Origin of the sequence: Nonomuraea sp. SBT364 (genome assembly GCF_001083785.1) — a bacterium.
In the GTDB taxonomy this organism is placed as follows: Bacteria; Actinomycetota; Actinomycetes; order Streptosporangiales; family Streptosporangiaceae; genus Nonomuraea.
Genome location: NZ_LAVL01000012.1, coordinates 1 through 20,618 on the forward strand (window position 1 = coordinate 1; position 20,618 = coordinate 20,618).

The 20,618-nt window shown below is 69.1% G+C and carries 17 protein-coding genes and 2 rRNA genes; 9 read left to right on the forward strand and 10 right to left on the reverse strand.

What is annotated here, in order from left to right:
- Window positions 1-231, forward strand: a 23S ribosomal RNA gene (locus ADY59_RS08305); the annotation flags it as partial.
- 84 nt (window positions 232-315) lie between these two features.
- Window positions 316-432 (forward strand): 5S ribosomal RNA (gene rrf, locus ADY59_RS08310).
- Window positions 433-613: 181 nt separating this feature from the next.
- On the opposite strand, the gene ADY59_RS08315 is transcribed toward rrf, so the two are convergent.
- Window positions 614-1,198 carry a short chain dehydrogenase gene (locus ADY59_RS08315; RefSeq protein ID WP_049559775.1) on the reverse strand — a complete coding sequence of 195 codons (585 nt, stop codon included), beginning with the start codon at window positions 1,196-1,198 and terminating at the stop codon, window positions 614-616.
- A gap of 127 nt (window positions 1,199-1,325) precedes the next feature.
- On the opposite strand from ADY59_RS08315, the gene ADY59_RS08320 reads away from it, so the two are divergent.
- Window positions 1,326-2,180, forward strand: coding sequence for a helix-turn-helix transcriptional regulator (locus ADY59_RS08320; protein ID WP_049559777.1), 855 nt, complete (start codon window positions 1,326-1,328; stop codon window positions 2,178-2,180).
- A gap of 198 nt (window positions 2,181-2,378) precedes the next feature.
- On the opposite strand, the gene ADY59_RS08325 is transcribed toward ADY59_RS08320, so the two are convergent.
- A complete protein-coding gene (locus ADY59_RS08325; RefSeq protein ID WP_049559779.1) occupies window positions 2,379-3,143 on the reverse strand; it encodes a PhzF family phenazine biosynthesis protein in 765 nt (254 codons plus the stop codon).
- Between the two features lie 166 nt (window positions 3,144-3,309).
- On the opposite strand from ADY59_RS08325, the gene ADY59_RS08330 reads away from it, so the two are divergent.
- Complete coding sequence (locus ADY59_RS08330) at window positions 3,310-3,693, forward strand: cell division protein SepF (protein WP_049559780.1); 384 nt, start codon at window positions 3,310-3,312, stop codon at window positions 3,691-3,693.
- Between the two features lie 60 nt (window positions 3,694-3,753).
- Here ADY59_RS08330 and ADY59_RS08335 read toward each other — a convergent pair whose 3' ends face one another.
- The 5 genes from ADY59_RS08335 to ADY59_RS08355 form a co-directional block, all read right to left on the reverse strand.
- A complete protein-coding gene (locus tag ADY59_RS08335) occupies window positions 3,754-5,085 on the reverse strand; it encodes a hypothetical protein (protein ID WP_231618603.1) in 1,332 nt (443 codons plus the stop codon).
- A 121-nt stretch (window positions 5,086-5,206) separates the two neighbouring features.
- Window positions 5,207-6,934, reverse strand: coding sequence for an arginine--tRNA ligase (gene argS, locus ADY59_RS08340; protein WP_049559784.1), 1,728 nt, complete (start codon window positions 6,932-6,934; stop codon window positions 5,207-5,209).
- Window positions 6,931-9,186: an HAD-IC family P-type ATPase gene (locus ADY59_RS08345; protein ID WP_231618604.1), complete on the reverse strand. Its 2,256-nt coding sequence runs from the start codon at window positions 9,184-9,186 to the stop codon at window positions 6,931-6,933. The genes argS and ADY59_RS08345 overlap by 4 nt, the downstream gene beginning before the upstream one ends.
- 70 nt (window positions 9,187-9,256) lie before the next feature.
- A complete protein-coding gene (gene plsX, locus ADY59_RS08350) occupies window positions 9,257-10,276 on the reverse strand; it encodes a phosphate acyltransferase PlsX (protein ID WP_063780601.1) in 1,020 nt (339 codons plus the stop codon).
- A 62-nt stretch (window positions 10,277-10,338) separates the two neighbouring features.
- A complete protein-coding gene (locus ADY59_RS08355; RefSeq protein ID WP_231618605.1) occupies window positions 10,339-10,908 on the reverse strand; it encodes a DUF1707 SHOCT-like domain-containing protein in 570 nt (189 codons plus the stop codon).
- 170 nt (window positions 10,909-11,078) lie between these two features.
- Here ADY59_RS08355 and ADY59_RS08360 point away from each other — a divergent pair, with 170 nt between their 5' ends.
- Window positions 11,079-12,395: a KamA family radical SAM protein gene (locus tag ADY59_RS08360; protein WP_049559787.1), complete on the forward strand. Its 1,317-nt coding sequence runs from the start codon at window positions 11,079-11,081 to the stop codon at window positions 12,393-12,395.
- 380 nt (window positions 12,396-12,775) lie between these two features.
- Window positions 12,776-13,723, forward strand: coding sequence for a hypothetical protein (locus ADY59_RS08365; RefSeq protein WP_156325375.1), 948 nt, complete (start codon window positions 12,776-12,778; stop codon window positions 13,721-13,723).
- A 329-nt stretch (window positions 13,724-14,052) separates the two neighbouring features.
- Here the strand turns inward: ADY59_RS08365 and ADY59_RS51180 are convergent, their stop codons facing one another.
- The 3 genes from ADY59_RS51180 to ADY59_RS08375 form a co-directional block, all read right to left on the reverse strand.
- Window positions 14,053-14,208 (reverse strand): hypothetical protein, encoded by a 156-nt coding sequence (locus ADY59_RS51180; protein WP_197093507.1) that lies wholly within the window; start codon window positions 14,206-14,208, stop codon window positions 14,053-14,055.
- Between the two features lie 480 nt (window positions 14,209-14,688).
- Window positions 14,689-15,555, reverse strand: a complete 867-nt coding sequence (locus ADY59_RS08370) for an ABC transporter ATP-binding protein (protein WP_231618606.1) — start codon at window positions 15,553-15,555, stop codon at window positions 14,689-14,691.
- Window positions 15,548-16,483: an ABC transporter permease gene (locus ADY59_RS08375; RefSeq protein ID WP_049559791.1), complete on the reverse strand. Its 936-nt coding sequence runs from the start codon at window positions 16,481-16,483 to the stop codon at window positions 15,548-15,550. The genes ADY59_RS08370 and ADY59_RS08375 overlap by 8 nt, the downstream gene beginning before the upstream one ends.
- Window positions 16,484-16,954: 471 nt before the next feature.
- Here ADY59_RS08375 and ADY59_RS08380 point away from each other — a divergent pair, with 471 nt between their 5' ends.
- The 3 genes from ADY59_RS08380 to ADY59_RS08390 all read left to right on the forward strand — a co-directional run bounded on the left by ADY59_RS08380 (window position 16,955) and on the right by ADY59_RS08390 (window position 20,615).
- Window positions 16,955-18,598 carry a peptide ABC transporter substrate-binding protein gene (locus ADY59_RS08380; protein WP_049559794.1) on the forward strand — a complete coding sequence of 548 codons (1,644 nt, stop codon included), beginning with the start codon at window positions 16,955-16,957 and terminating at the stop codon, window positions 18,596-18,598.
- Window positions 18,599-18,721: 123 nt separating this feature from the next.
- Complete coding sequence (locus ADY59_RS08385; protein ID WP_049559796.1) at window positions 18,722-19,666, forward strand: ABC transporter permease; 945 nt, start codon at window positions 18,722-18,724, stop codon at window positions 19,664-19,666.
- Window positions 19,659-20,615 carry an ABC transporter permease gene (locus tag ADY59_RS08390; RefSeq protein WP_053174544.1) on the forward strand — a complete coding sequence of 319 codons (957 nt, stop codon included), beginning with the start codon at window positions 19,659-19,661 and terminating at the stop codon, window positions 20,613-20,615. The genes ADY59_RS08385 and ADY59_RS08390 overlap by 8 nt, the downstream gene beginning before the upstream one ends.
- The last annotated feature ends 3 nt before the right edge of the window (window positions 20,616-20,618 follow it).

The window sequence follows — 20,618 nt, forward strand, 5'->3', positions numbered from 1 at the left end:
GGACGGACGAACCTCTGGTGTGCCAGTTGTACCGCCAGGTGCACGGCTGGTTGGCTACGTTCGGAAGGGATAACCGCTGAAAGCATCTAAGCGGGAAGCTCGCCTTGAGATGAGGTCTCCCACCCTGTTTGGGGGTAAGGCTCCCGGTAGACGACCGGGTTGATAGGCCGGAGGTGGAAGCACGGTAACGTGTGGAGCTGACCGGTACTAATAGGCCGAGGACTTGACCACAAAGCATACTTTTTAAAGTTTTTGCTCGCGTCCACTATGCGATTCTGAAACAGCAAGCGGTTCTGCTTGTCAGTTTCATAGGGTTACGGCGGTTATGGCGGGAAGGAAACACCCGGTTACATTCCGAACCCGGAAGTTAAGCTTCTCAGCGCCGATGGTACTGCACTCGGGAGGGTGTGGGAGAGTAGGTCACCGCCGGACAATCTTTCGTGAGAGGGCCCCTTCGACACCTTGTGTGTCAGGGGACCTCTTCGCGTTTCTCTGTGCAGGGGGGTTCCCGGGACGGGAGCCCCCTTTTTTGTGTTGTTGTGCGGGCTTTGGGGCGGGACGGTTTACGGGGTTGTGTTGAGGGGCTCCGGTCAGCCGGGGGCCTTTTCGCGTCTCAGGGGGTGATGACGTGGCCGTGGGCGGTGCCCTCGATGGTGTCGGCGTAGGCGCGGGCGAGGTCGGCTGCCGGAATGCCTGCCGTGCCGTCCATGCCCAGGGCAAGGCACGTCTCACGTACCCAGCCGGGGCTGATGGCGTTCAGGCGGATGCCGCGCGGCATCTCCGGCGCGGCGGCACGTACGAACGCCTCCAGGCCCGCGTTCACCAGGTGGCCGAGCGTGCTGCCCGGGGTCGGGGCGGTGAAGCGCCCGCTGGTGAGTGTCACCGAGCCGCCGGCCCGCAGGTGGGCGGCGGCGCGCCGGGCCAGGGTGACCTGGCCGACGAGTTTGCCGTCGAGGCCGCGCCAGTAGTCCGCGTCCGACGGGGTGTCGAGCGGGGACAGGCTGCCGGACGCCGCGCAGCACACGACGGCGTCGACGTCGGGGACGGCGGCGAACAGGGCGTCGATCGACGCCGCGTCCGTCAGGTCGACGCGCACCGGGCCACGGCGCGAGGCCGGCACCACCTCGTGGCCGGTCGCCAGCAGGCCGGCGACCGCGCCTCCGATGGTGCCCGTCGCGCCGATCACTACGATCTTCACAGTTGTCTCCTCAAAGGTGGGCTCGTGATCCAGGGTGGGGTGGCGGCCGAAGCCCAGGCAGGGGCCTGTTGTGGGTACATCTGGCAGATGCAGGTTGCGGGGGTGCCGGGCCGCGATACTGGGACGTATGGACGGACATGCGGACCTGGGGGAGTTCCTGCGGTCGAGGAGGGCGAGGCTGCGGCCCGCGGAGCTGGGGCTGCCGGCGTTCGGGCGGCGGCGGGTGCCGGGGCTGCGACGGGAGGAGCTGGCGCAGCTCGCGGGGGTGAGTGCCGGCTACTACACCCGGCTGGAGCAGGGGCAGAGCCCCAACGCCTCCGACGCCGTCCTCGACGCGGTCGCCCGGGTGCTCGGTCTGGACGATGACGAGCGGGCCCACCTCTACTCGCTGGCGAGGCCCAAGCCCCGGCGAGCGCACCAGTTCGCCGAGCCGGAGCGGGTGCGGCCGGGCGTGCGGGTGATGATCGAGTCGTTCGGGGAGGTGCCCGCTCTGGTCATGGGACGCTTCTGCGACATCCTCTGCTGGAACGCCATGGCGCACGCGTTGCTCGCCGGCCACCTCGGCTTCGACGCGCCGGACGCCCCCGCCGGGCGGCCCAACGTCGCGGCCATGCTGTTCCTGGACCCGCACCTGCGGGAGCTGTACGCGGACTGGCCGGGCAAGGCCCGCTCCACCGTCGCCGACCTCCGGCTGATCGCGGGGCGCTACCCAGGCTCCGCCGAGCTGGCCGCGCTGGTCGGTGAGCTCACCATGGGCAGCGCCGAGTTTGCGGAGCTGTGGGCGGCGCACCCGGTGAGCGAGTGCGACACCGGCCCTCGCACCTACCGCCACCCGACCGTGGGCACGATGGAGCTCAGCGCCGAGTTCATGACGCTGCCGAACGACGAGGGGCAGCGCGTGGCGGTCTTCAACGCCGCCCCGGGCTCCACCTCCGCGGCCGCCCTCCGCCTCCTGGCCACGACGCTCGCCCGGCATCCCTGACCCCGCCCACCCCCGACCACCCCGAGCCCGCCGAATGCCCCTGCACTCGTTGTGGGGCTCAGCCGTACGCCTGAGCGGTCGAGTTCAGGCCGGACGGCTTGCTGGTCAGCCACTCATGATCAAATGTGATCAAATCGTGATCGGCGCCGAGGTGTGTCCGCGCGGACGGACGGGCAGGTCTCTGTGACTGGTGAGACGTCAGATGTGGAGGGTGCCGGTGACGACGGTGACAGCGTGTCCCGCGAGATGGACGCGGTCGCCGTCGAGCGTCACCCGTACGACCCCGCCCCGCGCCGACAGTTGCGCTCCCGTCAGGGTGTCGCGACCGAGCCGGGCAGTCCAGTACGGCGAGAGCGCGCAGTGCGCCGAGCCGGTCACCGGATCCTCGGGCACGCCGACTGTCGGGGCGAAGAAGCGGGAGACGAAGTCCGTCGTCGAGCCGGCAGCCGTGACGATGACGCCGCGCGCGTCGACCGCCTCCAGTGCGGGGATGTCGGGCGTCAGCGACCGCACCGCTTCTTCGGATTCGAGCTCGACCAGCAGGTCGAGAGCGCTCCTGCCGACGTGCACCGCGGCGGTGCCGAGTGCTTTTTCCAGACCGTCCGGAACTGTGGCGGGTGTCACTTCCTTGGCTGGAAAATCCATAGTGATCATGTTGTCCGGCATGCGATTCACGGTGAGCGGACCGCTCGCTGTGCCGAATTGCACAGCACCCGTCGCCGCACCCGTCGAATACAGGACGTGGGCCGTGGCCAGGGTGGCGTGGCCGCACAGCGTGACCTCGACCTTCGGCGTGAACCAGCGCAGCGAATCACCCAGCAGGAAGGCCGTCTCCGACAGGTTGATCTCGGCCGCGACGGCCTGCATCCACTCGTCGGGAACCCGTTCCTCCAGCAGGCAGACGGCTGCGGGATTACCCTTGAATGCGGTGCTGGTGAAGGCATCGACGATGAACAGGCGCATGGCTGGATGCTATACGGGGCCGGATATCGGGGTGAAACCAGGACGCTAGCCGTACAAAATGGAATTAGTGCTGGGCGTGTCGCATGGCGAACACGGAATCGTCGGTTACCGTCCAATGTGTCGGGACGTGCCGATTGCGGTGAGTTCCTGAGGAAAGGACAAGCCGATGGGGGCAGTGCGTAAGGTTGCGGGATACCTTGGCCTGGGCGGAATCGACCACTACGACGAGGGATACGACGACGAGGGGCAGTACGAAGAGGAGTACATGCCCGCGACCGAGCGGGCCGCGCGCAGGTGGCGGTCCACGATCGAGTCGTCGCGCATCGTGATGGTGCAGCCGCTCAAGTACAACGACGCACCGTTGATCGGCCAGTACTTCCGCGAAGGCCAGACGGTGATCATGGATGTGACGGGCATGGCGATGCCGGAAGCGACCCGGATGGTCGACTTCGCGGCCGGCCTGGCCTATGGCTGCGAGGGCCGGATCGAGCGCATCGCCGATCGGGTCTTCCTGCTGGCGCCCGCGCATGTGGAGATCGAGACGAGCTGATCCCGGCTTCCGGGGAAGCCGGGCGGCTCGCGTCTCACGTCCTCTCGGGGGAGAGGGCGGTCAGGCGGCGCGCGGGCCGCGGCGGATCAGGCGGGTGAGCTCGGCGCAGTCGTCGGCGGCCTGCTTGGCGCGGCCCTCCGCCTCGTGCGCGTAGGCGTGCAGCGCCCACACCGCCCCGTCGGCGAGCTCCTTCAGCTCGGCCACCTGGGCGGCCACCCACCGGGCGTCGGACTCGGCGGCCTTGTGCCGCCGCCAGAGCCGCCACCCCGCCAGGCCGAGCAGGGCGACGCCCGCCGCCGCGAGCAGCGGAGGACCGAACACCGCGCCGGCGAAGCACGCCAGGGCCGCGGTCACCATCAGCGCGACGTCCCACGGACGGCGGCGCGGCGTGGTGCCGGTGCTGACGATGGCGGCCTCGGCGACGGCCATCGAGCTCTCGTCCGGGCCTTCCGGGTGCAGCTTGACGTGGTGGCCGAGCAGCGCCACGGTGAGCGTGGCGGGTGGCTCCAGCCGCGTGTCGGCCTCGAGCTCCTCGGCGACGCCGCGCAGGATCGGGGCGGCCACGTGCAGGGCGATCGCCGCCAGGTACGGGTCGGAGCCGGGGCGCAGGTCGTCCAGCAGATGTGAGCTGAGCGAGGCCATCGGCCCGGGCGGGCCGCCCAGGCCGATCAGCGAGCGCAGCACCGCCAGCGGCTCGTCCTCCTGCCAGGCCGCCGCGGGGCTGGCGTCGGAGTTGGTGAGGGGCGTGGAGGCGCTCTGGCCGGCCTGCCGGGTCGAGGTGATCTCCGCGCAGCGGGCCCGCAACCGTTCGAGCCGGGCGGCCGCCTGGGCGGGCCTGGCCAGCTCCGGGATCTCGGCCATCTCCGGGAAGTCGACGAGCGAGGCGGGCACCACGACCGACGGCTCGCCCGGGATGAGCGCCTGCGTCCACTGCGACGGGTCGGTGTGCTCCTGCACCGCGAGCGCGTCGAGCTTGCGCAGCACGAAGATCTTGCCGGCCGGGCCGTAGGCCCCCCTGGCGGCGGCCAGCCACAGCGAGCGCTGGCCGTGGCTGACGGGCTGGTCGAGCGACAGCTCGCCGAAGGCGGTGCCGAGCCACGAGGCGTGGATGCGGCTGCCGTGCCCGGCCACGGCCAGCGACAGGCACAGGAAGAGGGCGGTCTGCTGCTGGTCGCGGCTGGCGGCCTTGCTCAGCGGCTCCAGCGGATCGTCACCGGCCAGGATCGCCACCAGTGCCTCGACGGCGGGCGGCAGCCAGTTGCCCGGGATGTCGGCGAAGCCCGGCGGGGCGGGAGGCGCGGAGCCGTTGGCTGCCAGGTGTGCCAGCAGCGCCTCGGCGTAACGGCGCAACTCCGCCGCTGTCTGGGGGCTCGCAGTCAGGTCCGTGCTCAAGGCAGAGAACTCCCCCATTTCGGCCTCAGTTCATGACCGCGTAAAGCCTAACCGTTGGGGCGCGCCTTCGAGGTGGAGGCGCGCCCACGACGGAACGGGGGTCTTTCGCGCTAACTGCCTGTTACATGCGCTCGGGGACGGGGACCCCGAGCAGGTCGAGGCCGCTTTCCAGCACCCGCAGGGTCAGCGCGCACAGCGCCAGCCGATGCGCCCGGACCTGCGGGTCGACACCCGGCTTGATGACCGGGCACTCCTCGTAGAAGCCGCTGAACAGCTTGGCCGCCTCGAACAGGAAGCCCGAGAGCCGGTGCGGCTCGGAGTGGACGGCGACCTGCTCGACGATCTGGCCGAAGCCGAGCAGGTGCATCACCAGCGCGCGCTCGGCGGGCTCGGCGGGCACGATGCCGGCGGTGGCCTGCGACGGCTCCATCTCGGCCTTGCGGAAGATGGAGCGGATCCGGGCCGTCGCGTACTGCATGTAGGGGCCGGTGTTGCCGTGGAACTCCAGCATCCGGTCGAAGTCGAAGACGTATTCGGTGTCGTGGCCGACCGACAGGTCGGCGTACTTCACCGCGCCCATGCCGACGTCGCTGGCGATCTCGTGGCGGGTCGCCTCGTCGTACTCGCGGTCGGCCAGCTTCTGCTGGGCCCGGTCGACGGCCTCCTCCAGCAGGGCCATCAGCTTCACCGATTCGCCCGAGCGGGTCTTGAACCGGCGCCCGTCCTTGCCCAGCATCATGCCGATCTGCACGTGCTCGGCCGAGACCGTGTCGGGCAGCCAGCCCGCCATCCGGGCGGCGGCGAACACCATCCGGAAGTGCAGCGCCTGGTCGGCGCCCACGACGTAGAGGATGCGGTCGGCCTTGAGGTCGTCGACCCGGTAGCGGATCGCCGCCATGTCGGTGGAGGCGTAGCCGTAGCCGCCGTCGCTCTTCCTGATGATCAGCGGCAGCGGCTTGTCGTCGGAGCCGGTGAAGCCGGGCGGGAACAGGCAGAGCGCGCCCTCGCTGATCACCGCCGTGCCCGCGTCTTCCAGGTCGCGGCAGGTCTTCTCCAGCATCGGGTTGTACATGCTCTCGCCGGCGATGTCGGCGTCGGTGAGCGTGACGCCGAGCAGGTCGTAGATCTTGTTGAAGTAGCGCACGGTGGCGTTCATGAAGACGTGCCAGAGCCGGATGGTCTCCGGGTCGCCCGACTGCAGCGTGGTCACCCGGGCGCGGGCCCGCGACTTGAACGCCTCGTCGCCGTCGAACTTGCTCCGGGCCGCCTGGTAGTACTCGGTGCCCAGGCCGGCTTCGAGCTGCTGGACCGCGGCCTCCTCGCCGATGTCGAGCAGGTGCTCGATGAGCATGCCGAACGGGGTGCCCCAGTCGCCCAGGTGGTTCTGCCTGATGACGTGGTTGCCGAGGTGCTCGTGCACGCGCACCAGCGAGTCGCCGACGATCGTGGTGCGCAGGTGGCCGACGTGCATCTCCTTGGCCGCGTTGGGCGCGGAGTAGTCGATCACGATGGTCTGGGCGGGCGTGATGGCGCCCACGCCGGAGCGCGGGTCGGCGGCCACGCGCGTGGCCTCGGACTCGATCCAGGCGTCGTCGAGCGTGATGTTGAGGAAGCCGGGGCCGCTGACCTCGACCGTGCCGGGGAAGTCGGACAGCTCCGCCCTGATCGCCTCGGCGACCTCCCGCGGGGACCGTCGCAGGCGCTTGGCCAGGCTCATCGCGACGTTCGCCTGGAAGTCGGCGAACTGGGAGGGCCTGATCAGCGGGTCTGCGTCGGCGTGCTCAGCACCGAACGCGGCGGCCAGCGCCTGCTGGACGCGCTCGGTGAGCACTAGCTGCGGGTCGGTCATGCCCTAAGGGTACCGGTGGCCTTGACCGCGACGCTGATCGCGGCGGCGGCCGCCACGGAGACGCCGACGGCGATCAGGTCGGCCCGCGCGCCGCCCGGTTGGAGCGTGAACAGCTCGCGCACCGCGGGGATCGCCAGAGCCAGCGCGAACAGCCCGGCCATGGCGGCGACCAGCACGATCCGGCCCCGGGTGAGCGGCCTGGCGACGAGCACGAGCACCCACCAGGTGGTGAGGAAGAGCGCGAGCACCGCCGAGGTGCGGTCCTGTTCCAGCGTGCCCGTCGCCGCCGCCGAATAGGCCACCAGCACGGCGATCGCGCAGAACACCCCCGCGGGCACGGCGAAGCGCAGCACCCTCGGCACGAACCCGGGCTTGGCCCGCTCGAGCGTCGGCGCCAGCGCCAGGAACAGCGCCGGGATGCCGATCGTCACCGCGTTCACCAGCGTCGAGTGTCTCGGCGTGAACGGGAACATCATCCCCGCGACGCCGGTGGTCAGCGCCAGCACGATCGCGAAGAACGTCTTGGTCAGGAACAGCCCGGACACCCGCTCGATGTTGGCCAGCACCCGGCGCCCCTCGCCCACCACGTGCGGCAGCGTGGCGAACCGGTTGTCGAGCAACACCACCTGGGCGACCGCCTTGGTGGCCGGGCTGCCCGCGCCCATCGCGATGCCGAGGTCGGCGTCCTTGAGCGCCAGCACGTCGTTGACGCCGTCGCCGGTCATCGCCACGGTGTGCCCGCGCGCCCGCAGCGCGCCGACGAACTGACGCTTCTGCTGCGGGGTGACACGGCCGAAGACGGTGTTGGCGGCGAGCACCTCGGCCAGCTTCTCCTCGTCGTCCTCCGGCAGCGTGCGGGCGTCGACGGCGCGGTCGCCGCCCGGGATGCCGAGCTCGGTGGCTATCGCGGACACCGCGACGGCGCTGTCGCCGGAGATCACCTTGACCGTGACGCCCTGCTTCTCGAAGTAGCGCAGCGTCTCACGCGCGTCCGGCCTGATCCGCTGCTTCAGCGTCACCAGCGCGACGGGCTCGGCCTCGGGTGCGCCGCTTTCCGGCAGCGTCGTCGTACGGCACAGCGCCAGCACGCGGGCACCGGTGGCGCTCAGTTCGGCGGCCTGCGCGTACCCCTGGTCGTGCGGGGTGAGCAGGATGTCGGGCGCGCCGAGCACCCACGTGCCGTGCGGGCCGAAGTCGGCGCCGCTCCACTTGCGTGCCGAGGAGAACGGGACGGTGGCCAGCGCCCGCCAGGGCGCGGCCGGATGGCGCTCCAGGATGGCCCGCGCGGTGGCGTTGGGGCGGGGGTCGGCGCCGGCGAGGGCGGCGAGCGCGTCGGTCACGGGCTCGCCGTCGCGCAGCGGCAGGACCTCGCCCAGCTCCATGCCGCCGGCCGTGAGCGTGCCGGTCTTGTCCAGGCAGAGGACGTCGACCCTGGCCAGGCCCTCGATCGCGGGCAGCTCCTGGACCAGGCAGCGGCGGCGGCCGAGCCGGACCACGCCGATGGCGAAGGCGATCGAGGTCATCAGCACGAGCCCTTCGGGGATCATGGTGACGATGCCCGCGACCGCGCCGGTGATGGCGGTGCCGAAGTCCACCGAGTGGCGCAGCTGGCTGTACATGAGCAGGGCGCCGATCGGGATGACGAGCCAGGTGACGTAGCGGATGAACCGTTTGATCCCGTCACGCAGCTCCGAGTGCGACAGGTGGAACCTGGCGGCCTCCTCGGCCAGCCGCACGGCGTAGGCGTCGGTGCCGACGGCCGTGGCCGTGAACGCGCCGGCGCCGGCGACGGCGAAGCTGCCCGACAGGACCCGGTCGCCGGGCCGCTTGGGCACCGGGTCGGCCTCGCCGGTCAGCAGTGACTCGTCCACCTCCAGCCCGGCCGACTCGACGACCTCGCCGTCGACCAGCAGGTGGTCGCCGGGGGCGAGCAGGACCAGGTCGCCGAGCACCACCTGCTCAGGGGCGATCTCCTGCTCAAGGCCGTCGCGGCGGACCGTGACCGGGCTCTGGCCGACCACGGCCAGCCGGTCGAGGGTGCGCTTGGCACGCAGCTCCTGCACGACGCCGACCAGCACGTTGGCGAGCATGATCAGGCCGAACACGCTGTCCTGCCACTCGCCGAAGACCAGGATCAGCAGCCATAAGACGCCGATGACCAGGTTGAAGAGCGTGCAGAAGTTCGCCCGCACGATGGCGGCCAGCGACCTGCTCGACCGTTTGGGCACGTGGTTGGCCTTCGCCACGGCCACTTGCGCAGCCGACAGCCCTCGCCCCGCATCCACGACAATTCCCCCCGCCATCCCCCGGACCTGCCACACACTAGCGTGAGCGATGGGAGCGGCCGGTGCTCGCGATCCGCTCGCCGATCCTGGTCACCAGGCCGCCTTCGGACAGGTCTGCGGCGAGCTGGCAGGCGGCGCTGATGCCCGCCGCCCGGGACGAACCGTGCGCGATGACCACGGTGCCGTTGAGCCCGAGCAGCACCGCGCCGCCGTGCGCCTCGGCGTCCAGCCGGTGGCTCAGCTCGCGCAGGCGGGAGCGCTGCATGAGAGCGCCCAGCCGGGCCACCGGGCTGTCGCCGATCGACTGCCTGAGCTCGTCGAAGGCGTAGCGGACCGCGCCTTCCATGGTCTTCAGCGCGACGTTGCCGGTGAAGCCGTCGGTGGTGATCACGTCGGCCTTCCCGGTCAGCAGGTCGTAGCCCTCGACGTTGCCGGCGAAGTGCAGGCCGGGCGCGGCCTCCAGCAGCTCGTGGGCGCGCCGGACGAGCTTGTTGCCCTTGCCCGCCTCGCTGCCGATCGTCAGCAGGGCGACGCGGGGGTGTTCGACGCCGTGGGCGAGCTCGGCGTAGGCGGCGCCCAGGTGCCCGAACTGCACCAGCGCCTCCGGCTTGACCTCGGCGTTCGCGCCCGCGTCGAGGAGCAGCGTGGGGTGCGGCAGGGTGGGCAGCGCGACGGCGATGGCCGGGCGCAGCACGCCCTGCTGGGCCTTGAGCCGGAGCTTGCCGGTGGCCACGATGCCCGCGGTCGAACCGGCCGACACCACCGCCGACACGTCGCCGCGCCGCACCAGGTGGCAGGCGATCGCGATGCTGGAGCGAGGGCGGCGCAGGCTGGCCAGCGCGCCCTCGTCCATGGCCAGCGCCTCTTCGGCGCGCACGATGGGCAACTCGTTGGTGGCGCCGTGGTCGGCCAGCGCCTCGTAGAGGACCCGGGGGGCGCCGACGAGCACGACGGGCAGCCCGCGCTCCCGCACCGCGTGGACGGCGCCGGCCACGATCTCGTGCGGCGCGTGGTCGCCGCCCATGGCGTCGACCGCGATCGGCCTGCTGTCGGACAATGGTCACCTCGTACGGCATGTCTTCACAGGCCGCTACCAGGTTAACCGGTCAGTAGTGCCCGCTACGCGTCGCCGTGCAGGTTCCAGTCGGTGACGGTGCGGGCCACGATGACCTTGCCGAACGTGACCCGCCCGGTGATCCTGATGACCGGGCCGTCGCCTTCGGAGCCGCCCGACACCTGACGCTTGGAGAACACCGCGCCCACCTCGTCGACGACCTGGGCGTTCGGGGGCACCCTGACGATCGTCTTGGCGCAGAACGCGCTGACGGACACCGTGATCTCGCGGCCCGGGAGCACGGCCTGCGACAGGTCCACGATGAGGGCGCCGAACGTGGCCGCCAGGTGCGTGTGGCGGGAGGCGATCCAGCGGCCGCGCTTGATGACCTTGCTGAACACCGCGCTGACGTTCTGCTGCTCCAGGGCGGCCAGGCTGGAGCCCGCGCCGGTCGACTGGGGGAGGTCCTTGGTGAAGGGGACGAGGTCGCCTACGGTCCTGGCCGTGTAGATGGCCTCCAGCCGGTCGGCGTGCTCGACACTGGTGAGTCTTCCGCTGGCGAACGCCTCGCCGAGCACCGTGGCCGCGCGGTCACGGTCGGCGTCGGAGGCCCGCATCGTCGGGTCGTCGGTCACGCCGACAGTCTAGATGAAGACGCGATATGTCGCGATAGGGAAGCTCCAGAGAAACTTGGAGCCCACGCGGAACCGTAGCCCCGGCATGCCGCGTCCCGATATAAGAGCGTTAGACGCGCGACGGAGGCATCAGGTTTACACGATCGAACAAAAAAGATGGGAACGGCCTAGTGATCTTGAACCAAGCAGGAACCCGACGCTTCAAGGCGTACACGTCCAAGCACCTCGACGACCTCCTGCTGCGAGCCGGGCTCGACGACGAGGAACGACTGAAGGTGCGCGCCGTGGCCACGGTGCTGCCCTTCCGGACCAACGCCTACGTCGTGGATGAACTCATAGATTGGTCGGCAGCGCCCGACGACCCCATATACCGCCTGGTCTTCCCGCAGCAGGACATGCTGCCCGCGGCCGACGTGGCCAGGCTGGCGGACCTGCTCAAGGCCGAGGCGCCCAACGCGGAGATCCAGGCCGAGGCCAACCGGGTCCGCGCGCAACTCAACCCGCACCCCGCCGGTCAGAAAGAGCTCAACGTGCCCCGCATCGGGGACGAGCCCGTGCCGGGGATGCAGCACAAATATCCGGAGACGGTGCTCTTCTTCCCCAAGCAGGGGCAGACCTGCCACGCGTACTGCACCTACTGCTTCCGGTGGGCCCAGTTCGTCGGCGACGCCGATCTGAAGTTCGCCTCGGATGACATCGACCAGATGGTCGGCTACATCCGCCGGCACCCCGAGGTCACCAGCGTCCTGATCACCGGCGGCGACGCCATGATCATGGGCGAGCCGGTGATCCGGCGCTACATCGAGCCGCTGCTGGCGCTCGACCAGCTCGAATCGGTGAGGATCGGCACCAAGGCGCTGGCGTACTGGCCGCAGCGCTTCGTCACCGACCCCGACGCCGACGCCACGCTCGGCCTGTTCGAAGAGGTCGTGGAGTCGGGCAAGAACCTCGCCTTCATGGCCCACTTCTCGCACCCGCGCGAGCTGGAGTCACCGCTGGTGGAGTCGGCGGTCAAGCGGATTCTCGGCAGCGGGGCCACGATCAGGACCCAGGCGCCGCTCATCAGGTCCATCAACGACGACCCGCTCATCTGGTCGGACATGTGGCGGCGGCAGCTCCGGATGGGGATGATCCCCTACTACATGTTCATCGAGCGGGACACCGGCCCGCAGGACTACTTCGCGGTGCCGCTCGCGCGCGCGTACGAAGTCTTCAGAGACGCCTACGCGAGCGTCTCCGGGCTCTGCCGGACGGTCCGGGGCCCCTCGATGTCGGCGACACCGGGCAAGGTGTGCGTCGACGGCGTCATGGAGATCGACGGGCAGCGCGTGTTCGTCCTCCACCTCATCCAGGCCCGCGACCCCAGCCTGGTCGGGCGGCCGTTCTTCGCCCGGTACGACCCCACCGCGGTGTGGCTCACGGACCTGCGCCCGGCATTCGCCGAACGTTTTCCGTTCGAGGCCGAGGAGGCCCTGCTGCCGGTCTGACCGGTTCAAGCGCGTCTACCGCAAGCGGAAAATCTGCGCCCCCGGCCCCTGGCATTTCGTTTTGACGAAGATGCCGGTGGGCCGTGCGGGCGCACTTCCTTGTCCCAGGAATATCCGAAATAGCCTCCTGGTATTTCCCGCTTTGTCCGGCCGCGCATTACCTTTCCCCCGCTCGGTAACTTACCCACAAAGCCCGTGTCACGCGGGCTTCCAGCAGCTGCCCCGGGCTCGCACGGGGTGATAGAACTGCTTTAGTAGCTCAGCCGGGACGACGCGCTTCGTGTGGTGCCCATAGCGCGTACGACTCGGCATTCGGGGGTTATCGATTCGCATTTTCGCTGCATTCAAGAGCGATCGATCAACGAGCCGGGAAGGCAATCATGAAACGCGTAATCAAGACGGCCGTGGCCGTGACTTCATTCGGGCTTGCGGCCGCGCTGGCCCCGCCGGTCCACGCCGACGTCCAGGACCTCGGCAACCGCGTCGCGCCCCAGGCCGACGAGCCGGGCGGCAAGGGCGGCGGCGGACTCGGCGGCCTGCTCAGCCCGGTCACCGGCCTGCTGGGCGGCCTGCTCGGCGGCGGCGGCGGCCTGCTGGGCGGCGGCAAGAAGTCCGCGCCCGCCGAGCAGTACGAGGGCCAGGCCGAGCCCGCGGGCCCGATGGGCCCCAACTCCTACGAGGACGCCACCCGCTGGTCGGAGCCGCGGCCCGAACTGGCCCCCAGGATCGCCGGCCTGCCCCTGCTCGGCGGCCTGACCAAGGGCCTGCCGCTGGCCGGCGTCGTGCCGGGCGCCTCCCGCATGGCCGCGCCGCAGCCCGTCGCCGTCAAGCCCAGCGTCGACGGCACCCTGCAGGGCGCCTTCGCGTCGGTGGCGGACCTGGTCGAAGGCTCCCTGAGCGGGGCCATGGCCAAGCTGTCGACCACCAGGCTGCTGCCCGGTGGCACCACCAGCGTCGTCGACGCCGGCAACACCACCACCGACACGCTGAACGGCACCACCCAGGGCCTGGAGAACCTGTCGCTGGAGAGCACGATGGCCGGCCTCGGCGGCGCGGCCAAGCACGCGCTGCCGCACGCCACGCGCGGCGAGCTGTCGCCGCTCATCGGCCACGTGACCCCCGCCGAGGCGGCGCCGCTCGTCGAGTCGCTGCCCGGCACCACCCAGATCGCCGCCGTCGACGAGGTGTCCCCGCTCGTGGAGGACGTCTCCAACCTCCTGTCGGCCAACGGCACCAAGGCCACCGGTACCTACAACGAGACCATCACTTCCCTGGGCTGGTCCACGGCCGCCCTCACCAGCCACGTGAACGCCTGGCCCACGAACTGACACCGGCGCAGCCGCGACGGGAGTCCACGTGAGGTGCCGACCCCGTGCCTGCGGCCCGCCTGAGCTCTTCTCGAACGCCCCTTGAGATGCCGGGGCCTGTTCGGAGGCTCTGCGCGCCGGGTGTCACCCCGGCCTCGGCTCGCCCGCGCCACCGCCACTGCAGGGCGGCGGCGCCCCGCCGAGCCGCACATCAACGGCCGCCGGCCCCACTTCACTGGGCCGGCGGCCTTTTCTTGCGGCTGATCAGGCTCGCTCCTGTACGGGTGATCAGGCTCCTGTGCTCCTGTACGGCGATCGGATTCTGTGCGGTGGTCAGGTTTCTGTGCGGATCAGGGCAGGCGCACCCCGGTGCGGCGGGCGATCTGCGCCTGCAGCCGGGCCATCTGCCAGTGCAACTCGAGCAGCTGCTCGGCCAGCTGCATCCTGGGTATTTCGGACACGTCCTCGGTGTCCAGGTGGTCGATCGCGGCCGAAAGCTCTCCCAACGCGCTCCCCCACTCCATCACCGTTTCCCGGGCTCGAACCGACGTTCGAATCCTATCGGACCGGTGTCACCCTGTCAGTCCTTTGCCTCACGTGTCACTCCCCTTTTCGCACAAACAAGCGATCCCGTACGCCCTCACCCGGCACGCTCCCTCCTGGGAGGGCCCGTTGCGATGGTTCCGCCCATGCGCACCACCGCCGGCTGGGAAGCGCCGTGAGGTGGGAGGGCCGGTGATGGCGGTGCCAGCCGGTTCGCGCTCAAGCGACGACGCGTCCGGGGGGTCGCCTGAGGGCTCTGCGGGTGGTTCCGTGGTGGCTCAAGGCGGCGGGCGGTGAGCCGAGGTGAGGGGCCGGGCGAGGAAGGCCGCCACGGCCGTTCGGTCCATGCGACGACAGCACCGGCCGGGAAGCGCCGCGAGGCGGGCGCCGGGTGCCCTCGGAGGGGCCCGAGGGGTGGGGCGGCCCGCCCTGGCCGGGGCGGGTCAGCCCTTGGTGTAGGCGGCGAGGACTTCCTTGGGGTCGCCATCCATCTTGATCTTGCCCTTGTGCAGCCAGATGACGCGGTTGCAGGTCTGCTCGATGACCCGGAGGTCGTGGGCGACGAGGAAGACGGTGCCGGCGGATTCGCGGATCTGGCGGATGCGCTGCTCGCTCTTCTTGCGGAACTCGCGGTCGCCCGTCGCCAGGGCCTCGTCGATGAGAAGGACGTCGTGCGTCTTGGCGGAGGAGATGGCGAAGCGGAGACGGGCGCCCATGCCGGAGGAGTAGGTGGACATGGGCAGCTGGACGAACTCGTCGATGCCGGAGAAGTCGACGATCTCCTGGTATTTCTCCCGGACCTCGGACGGCGTCATGCCCATGGCGTAGCAGCCGAGGACGATGTTGCGCTCGCCGGTCAGCTCGCGCATGAGGGCGGCGTTGACGCCGAGCAGCGACGGCTGGCCGTCGGTGTAGACGGCGCCGGAGTGCGGGGGCAGCAGGCCGGCGATGGCACGCAGCAGCGTGGACTTGCCGGAGCCGTTGCGGCCCACGATGCCGATCGCGTCGCCGTGGTAGGCGACGAAGGTGACGCCCTTGACGGCGTGCACCTCTTTCATCTGCGGCCGCCCCTGCCGCTTGAGGATGCGCGTGAGGGCGTTGACGGCGTTGCCCTTCTCGCTCTCCGATGCCGCGCCGTAGACCCGGTAGACGATGTGCAGGTCGTCGACGATGACCGTCGGCGTCCCGGTGGGTGCGTCCAAGGGGCCCTTGGTCGCGAGCTCCGGGTTGGGATGCACCCTCACGTCCTTGCCGGGGACGGCGGGCTCCTCGCCCTTCACCTTTGACAGCTCCTTGGTCAGCTCAGCCACGCCCGTACCTCTCCTCGGCTCGCCAGAAGTACCAGAAGCCGAATCCGAGTGCGAACACCGCCCAGAATACGCAAGAGGCCCAGACCATCGTCGGGGGGTGGTGCCCGAAGTCGGGGTTGTAGGACTTGATCAGGATCTCGCGCATCCACTCGATGAAGGATGCGGCGGGGTTGAGGTACATCGCGGTGGCCACCCACTCGGGCAGGCCGGCGCCGTTGACGACCTTGTCGTGGATGGCGAAGAAGACGCCGGAGGCGTAGAGCCAGGTGCGCGTGATGAAGGGCAGCAGCTGGTTGAGGTCGCGCATGGACGCGCCGAGCCGGGCGATGACCAGCGCGGCGCCGACGTTGAACATGGTCTGCAGCAGCAGCACCACGGGGATCATCAGCCAGTACCAGGTCGGGAACTCGCCGGTGGCCACCACGATCACGCCGAGCACGCCCATGGAGATGGCGAGCTGCTGCAGCTCCTGGATCGTGTAGGCGAGCGGCAGCGTGGCCCTGGGGAAGTGCAGGGCGCGGATCATCGACAGGTTGCCGGAGATCGACTTGGCGCCGGCCGTCACCGTCCGCTGCGTGAAGGTGAAGACGAACATCCCGGTGATCAGGAACGCCGGGTAGTTCTCGATGTTGCCCTTGCCGCCGAGGATGAGGCCGAACATCACGTAGTAGATGCCGGCGTTGAGCAGCGGGGTCAGGACCTGCCACAGCTGGCCCAGGGCCGAGTTGGAGTACTTCGAGACGTTGCGCGAGGTCGCGTACGTCAGAACGAAGTGTCGCCGCTCCCACAGCTGGCGCATGTATACGGGAAACCTCGGCCGCGCGATGGCACGGCGAAGACCGTATCTCTCGGCGAGCTTGGCCAGCGGCTCCTGCCCGCTTCGGCCGCCCGCCTGGGCGTCCGCGACAGCGGATTCCGGCTGGCTCATGGCAAGGACTCTATTGGATCCGGGTCGTTGGGGTGGCTGCCACGGGGACTGTGGCCGACTCTTGGACGGTCGTCCCGGGTGCCCGGTTCCAAGGCACCGTCAAGAGTCGTTCAACCGTAGCTCAGCGCGAACGACTCTGTCCGGAACGGCGCGAGCACTGTCTGGTAGGAGGTAATTTTCATCAACTGTTCACGTCCACTCCTGTGCTCACATGACCGTTTAATGACCTTTGTCGCGGCGTGCGTTCTATGGGTGTGACGTGGGATAGGCGCACGTGTGACCGAACTGCAACGCGCCAGAGACTCCCTGGTGGCAAGTAGTAAGGGATAGTCGCGATCGACTGGCAGGGCGTCGGCTGGTTTGACCAGGTCAGCCAAACCCGGGGGATTACAAGGAACCCCCCGTCAGGCTGCTCACGATCATCGCAGCTCAGCGCTTACGCCCACTTGTAGAGGGAGGAAGTTTTTCACCATGCGTGTTACTCGAGGCGCACGGATCGTCGCCGGTACCGCGCTGCTCGCCCTCGCGGTTGCCGCGTGTGGCGGCGGCGCCACCCCGTCCGGCGGAGACCCCACCGCGGGCGGCGGGGAGACGACGCCGGTCCGTATGGAGCTGGGCGAGCCGCAGAACCTGCTGGTCCCATCCAACACCACAGAGTCCGAGGGTGCCGAGCTCCTCGCGGCTGTCTTCGAGCCCCTGGTGAACTACGACGAGAACAAGCAGGCCGTCGAGGCCGCTGCCGAGTCGATCACCAGCGAGGACAACATCACCTGGACGATCAAGCTCAAGCCGGGCTACACCTGGCACAACGGTGAGCCCCTGGTCGCGCAGAACTACGTCGACGCGTGGAACTACGCCGCCAACCAGGACAACGCCCAGGGCGCCGGCTACTTCTTCGGCCGGATCGACGGCTACGGCGACCTCGCCCCGGGTGAGGGCAAGGAAGTCACGACCAAGGAGATGAAGGGTCTCAAGGTCGTCGACGACACCACCTTCACCGTCACACTGGCCGCGCCGTTCTCGCAGTTCAAGGTGATGCTCGGCTACACCGCGTTCTACCCCCTGCCCAAGGCGGCCTTCGGCCCCGACGGCAAGGTGACGGACGCGTACGGCGAGCAGCCGATCGGTCAGGGCCTCTTCAAGCTGGACAAGCCGTACAAGAAGGGCACCGACCAGACGGTCGACCTGACGGTGTACGACAAGTACCCCGGCACCAAGCCGACCGGCTGGACGAAGCTGCAGTTCAAGCTCTACAACAGCGCTGAGACGGCCTACAACGACCTCCAGGCCGACAACATCGACATCCAGGACCAGCTGCCCGCCTCGGCGATCGCCAGCGCGAAGACCGCGCTCGGTGACCGCTACGTGGACCAGCCGGACGCCGGTATCGGTTACGTCGGTTTCCCGCTGCAGTACAACGACGAGTACAAGGACATCAAGGTCCGCGAGGCCATCTCCATGGCCATCGACCGGAAGACCATCGCCGAGACGGTCTTCTCCGGTACTCGCGCCCCGGCCGACGACTTCATCAACCCGGCCATCGCGGGTTACCGTCAGGGCGCCTGCGCGGCCTGCACCTACGACCCGGGCAAGGCCAAGGAGCAGTACGCCGCGGCCAAGGGTCCGGCCAAGCTGGAGCTGGGTTACAACGCCGACGGTGGCCACAAGGAGTGGATCGAGGCTGTCGCCAACAACCTGCGCGCCAACCTGCAGGTCGAGGTCACGGTCAAGCCGTTCGAGAAGTTCGCGGCGATCCTGGACGACCTGGACGCCAAGAAGTACAAGGGCATGTTCCGGATGGGCTGGGCGATCGACTACCCGTCCGCCGAGAACTACCTGACGCCGATCTTCTCGACCGGCGCCATCACGAACGGCTCCAACTACGCGGGTTACTCCAACAAGGAGTTCGACGACCTGGTGGCCAAGGGCGACCAGGCGGCGACCGCCGAAGAGGGCCTGAAGTTCTACCAGCAGGCCGATGACGTCCTGATCAGGGATCTCCCCTACATCCCGGTGTACTTCTACCGGAACAATTCTGGGTACTCAACCAAGGTCAAGAACGTCAAGATCAACCTTCTCAACCAGGTCGAGTGGGCCGACGTCCAGAAGGCCTGACGTTGATCCGGGGGTGGGCGGCGCGGTCGTCCACCCCTTGAGAGCCCGCCTCGAAGGCAGTCGCTTGGGCCGTTTTACCCCAGGTTCCCAGGGACTGCCTTCAGGCATGTACGGGAGGCTTGTATGGGCCGTTATGTCATCAGGCGCCTGATCCAGGCGATACCAGTCCTGCTGGGCGCCACCCTGTTCATCTTCGCCATCGTCTTCGCGCTTCCCGGTGACCCCGTCGAGGCGCTGGCAGGCGAGAAGCGCCAGGACCCGGCGATCCTGGCCGTCATCCGCGACCAATATCACCTGAACGATCCGCTGCTGGTGCAGTACTGGCACTACATCACCGGCATCGTTCTCGAGGGTGACTTCGGCAAGACCTTCGCCGGCGTCCCCGTGACCCAGCTCCTGGCCGGAAAGCTCCAGGTCACTCTGAACCTGGCACTGGTCGCGCTCACGCTCGAAGCCGTGATCGGCGTTCTGCTCGGTCTGTGGGCGGCGCTGCGGCGCGGGCGTGCCACCGACACCGCGATCCTCGCCTCGACGCTGCTGCTCATCTCGATCCCGACGCTGGTCACCGGGTTCGTCCTGCAGCTGTGGCTGGGCGTCTGGCTGAAGCAGGCCGTGGGCACCGAGATCTTCCCGATCGCGGGCGCCACGCAGGGCCTGAAGTCGTATCTGCTGCCGGGATTCGTCCTGGCGGGCACGTCGATCGCCTACCTGACCCGGCTCACCAGAACGAGCCTGGTCGAGACGCTGAGATCCGACTACATCCGCACGGCCACCGCCAAGGGCCTGTCCAGACGGAGAGTCGTCGGCAGGCACGGGTTGCGCAACGCGCTCATCCCGATGGTCACCTATCTGGGCGCCGACCTCGGCGCGCTGATGGGCGGCGCGGTGATCACCGAGACGATCTTCAACCTGCCGGGCATCGGCAAGCAGCTCTACGATGGTGTCTACCTGCGAGAGCAGCCGATCGTCGTAGGTATCGTGACAATCCTGGTGTTGGTGTACATCCTGGCGAACCTAGTCGTCGACATGCTGTACGCCGTGCTCGACCCGAGGATCCGCTATGAGTGACAACCCACGCCCGGACACGCAGACGCTGACGGCGGATCAGGGCACGCAGACCCCGTCGCCTCCGGTCAAACACCGTAAGAAGGAAGCCAAGCCGGCCAGCCTCTGGAGCGACGCCTGGCACGACCTGCGCCGCAGGCCGATGTTCATCTTCTCACTGGTGCTCATCGCGATCCTGGTCGTCATGTCGTTCTGGCCGTCGCTGTTCACGTCGATCGACCCGCTCGACGCCCGGACCTGTGAGTTGTCGAGCGCCCGGCAGGGGCCGAGCCCCGGTCACCTGTTCGGCCGCGACAACCTCGGCTGCGACGTGTTCGCCAGGACCATCTACGGCGCCAAGAACTCGATCATCATCGGTGTCGCCACCATGGCCATCACCGCGATCATCGGCGGGCTGCTCGGCCTCATCGCCGGCACCCGGGGCGGCATCACCGACACGATCACCTCACGCATCACCGAGGTCTTCTTCGCGATCCCGTCCATCCTGGGCGCGCTGCTCATCACGGCGACGTTCCGGGACGCGGGCCTGGGCATCTGGATCGTGGTGTTCGCTCTGTCGATCATCGCCTGGCCGATGACGTTCCGCATCATGCGGGCCGCCGTCCTGACGGCCAGAAGCCAGGACTTCGTGCTGGCGGCGCGGGCGCTGGGCGCCGGTCAGAGCCGGATCATGTTCAGGCACCTGCTGCCGAACGCGATCGCCCCGGTGATCGTGGTGGCCACGATCAACCTCGGCGGGTTCATCGCGGCCGAGGCCGCGCTGTCCTTCCTCGGGGTCGGCGTGCAGTCGCCCGACATCTCGTGGGGTCTGATGATCGCCGACGCGCGGAGCCGGTTCCTGGAGGCGCCGCTGCCGCTGGTGTTCCCCGCGGTGTTCCTGAGCATCACCGTGCTCGCGTTCATCATGCTGGGCGACGCCGTGCGCGACGCGCTCGACCCGAAGCTCAGGTAGGAG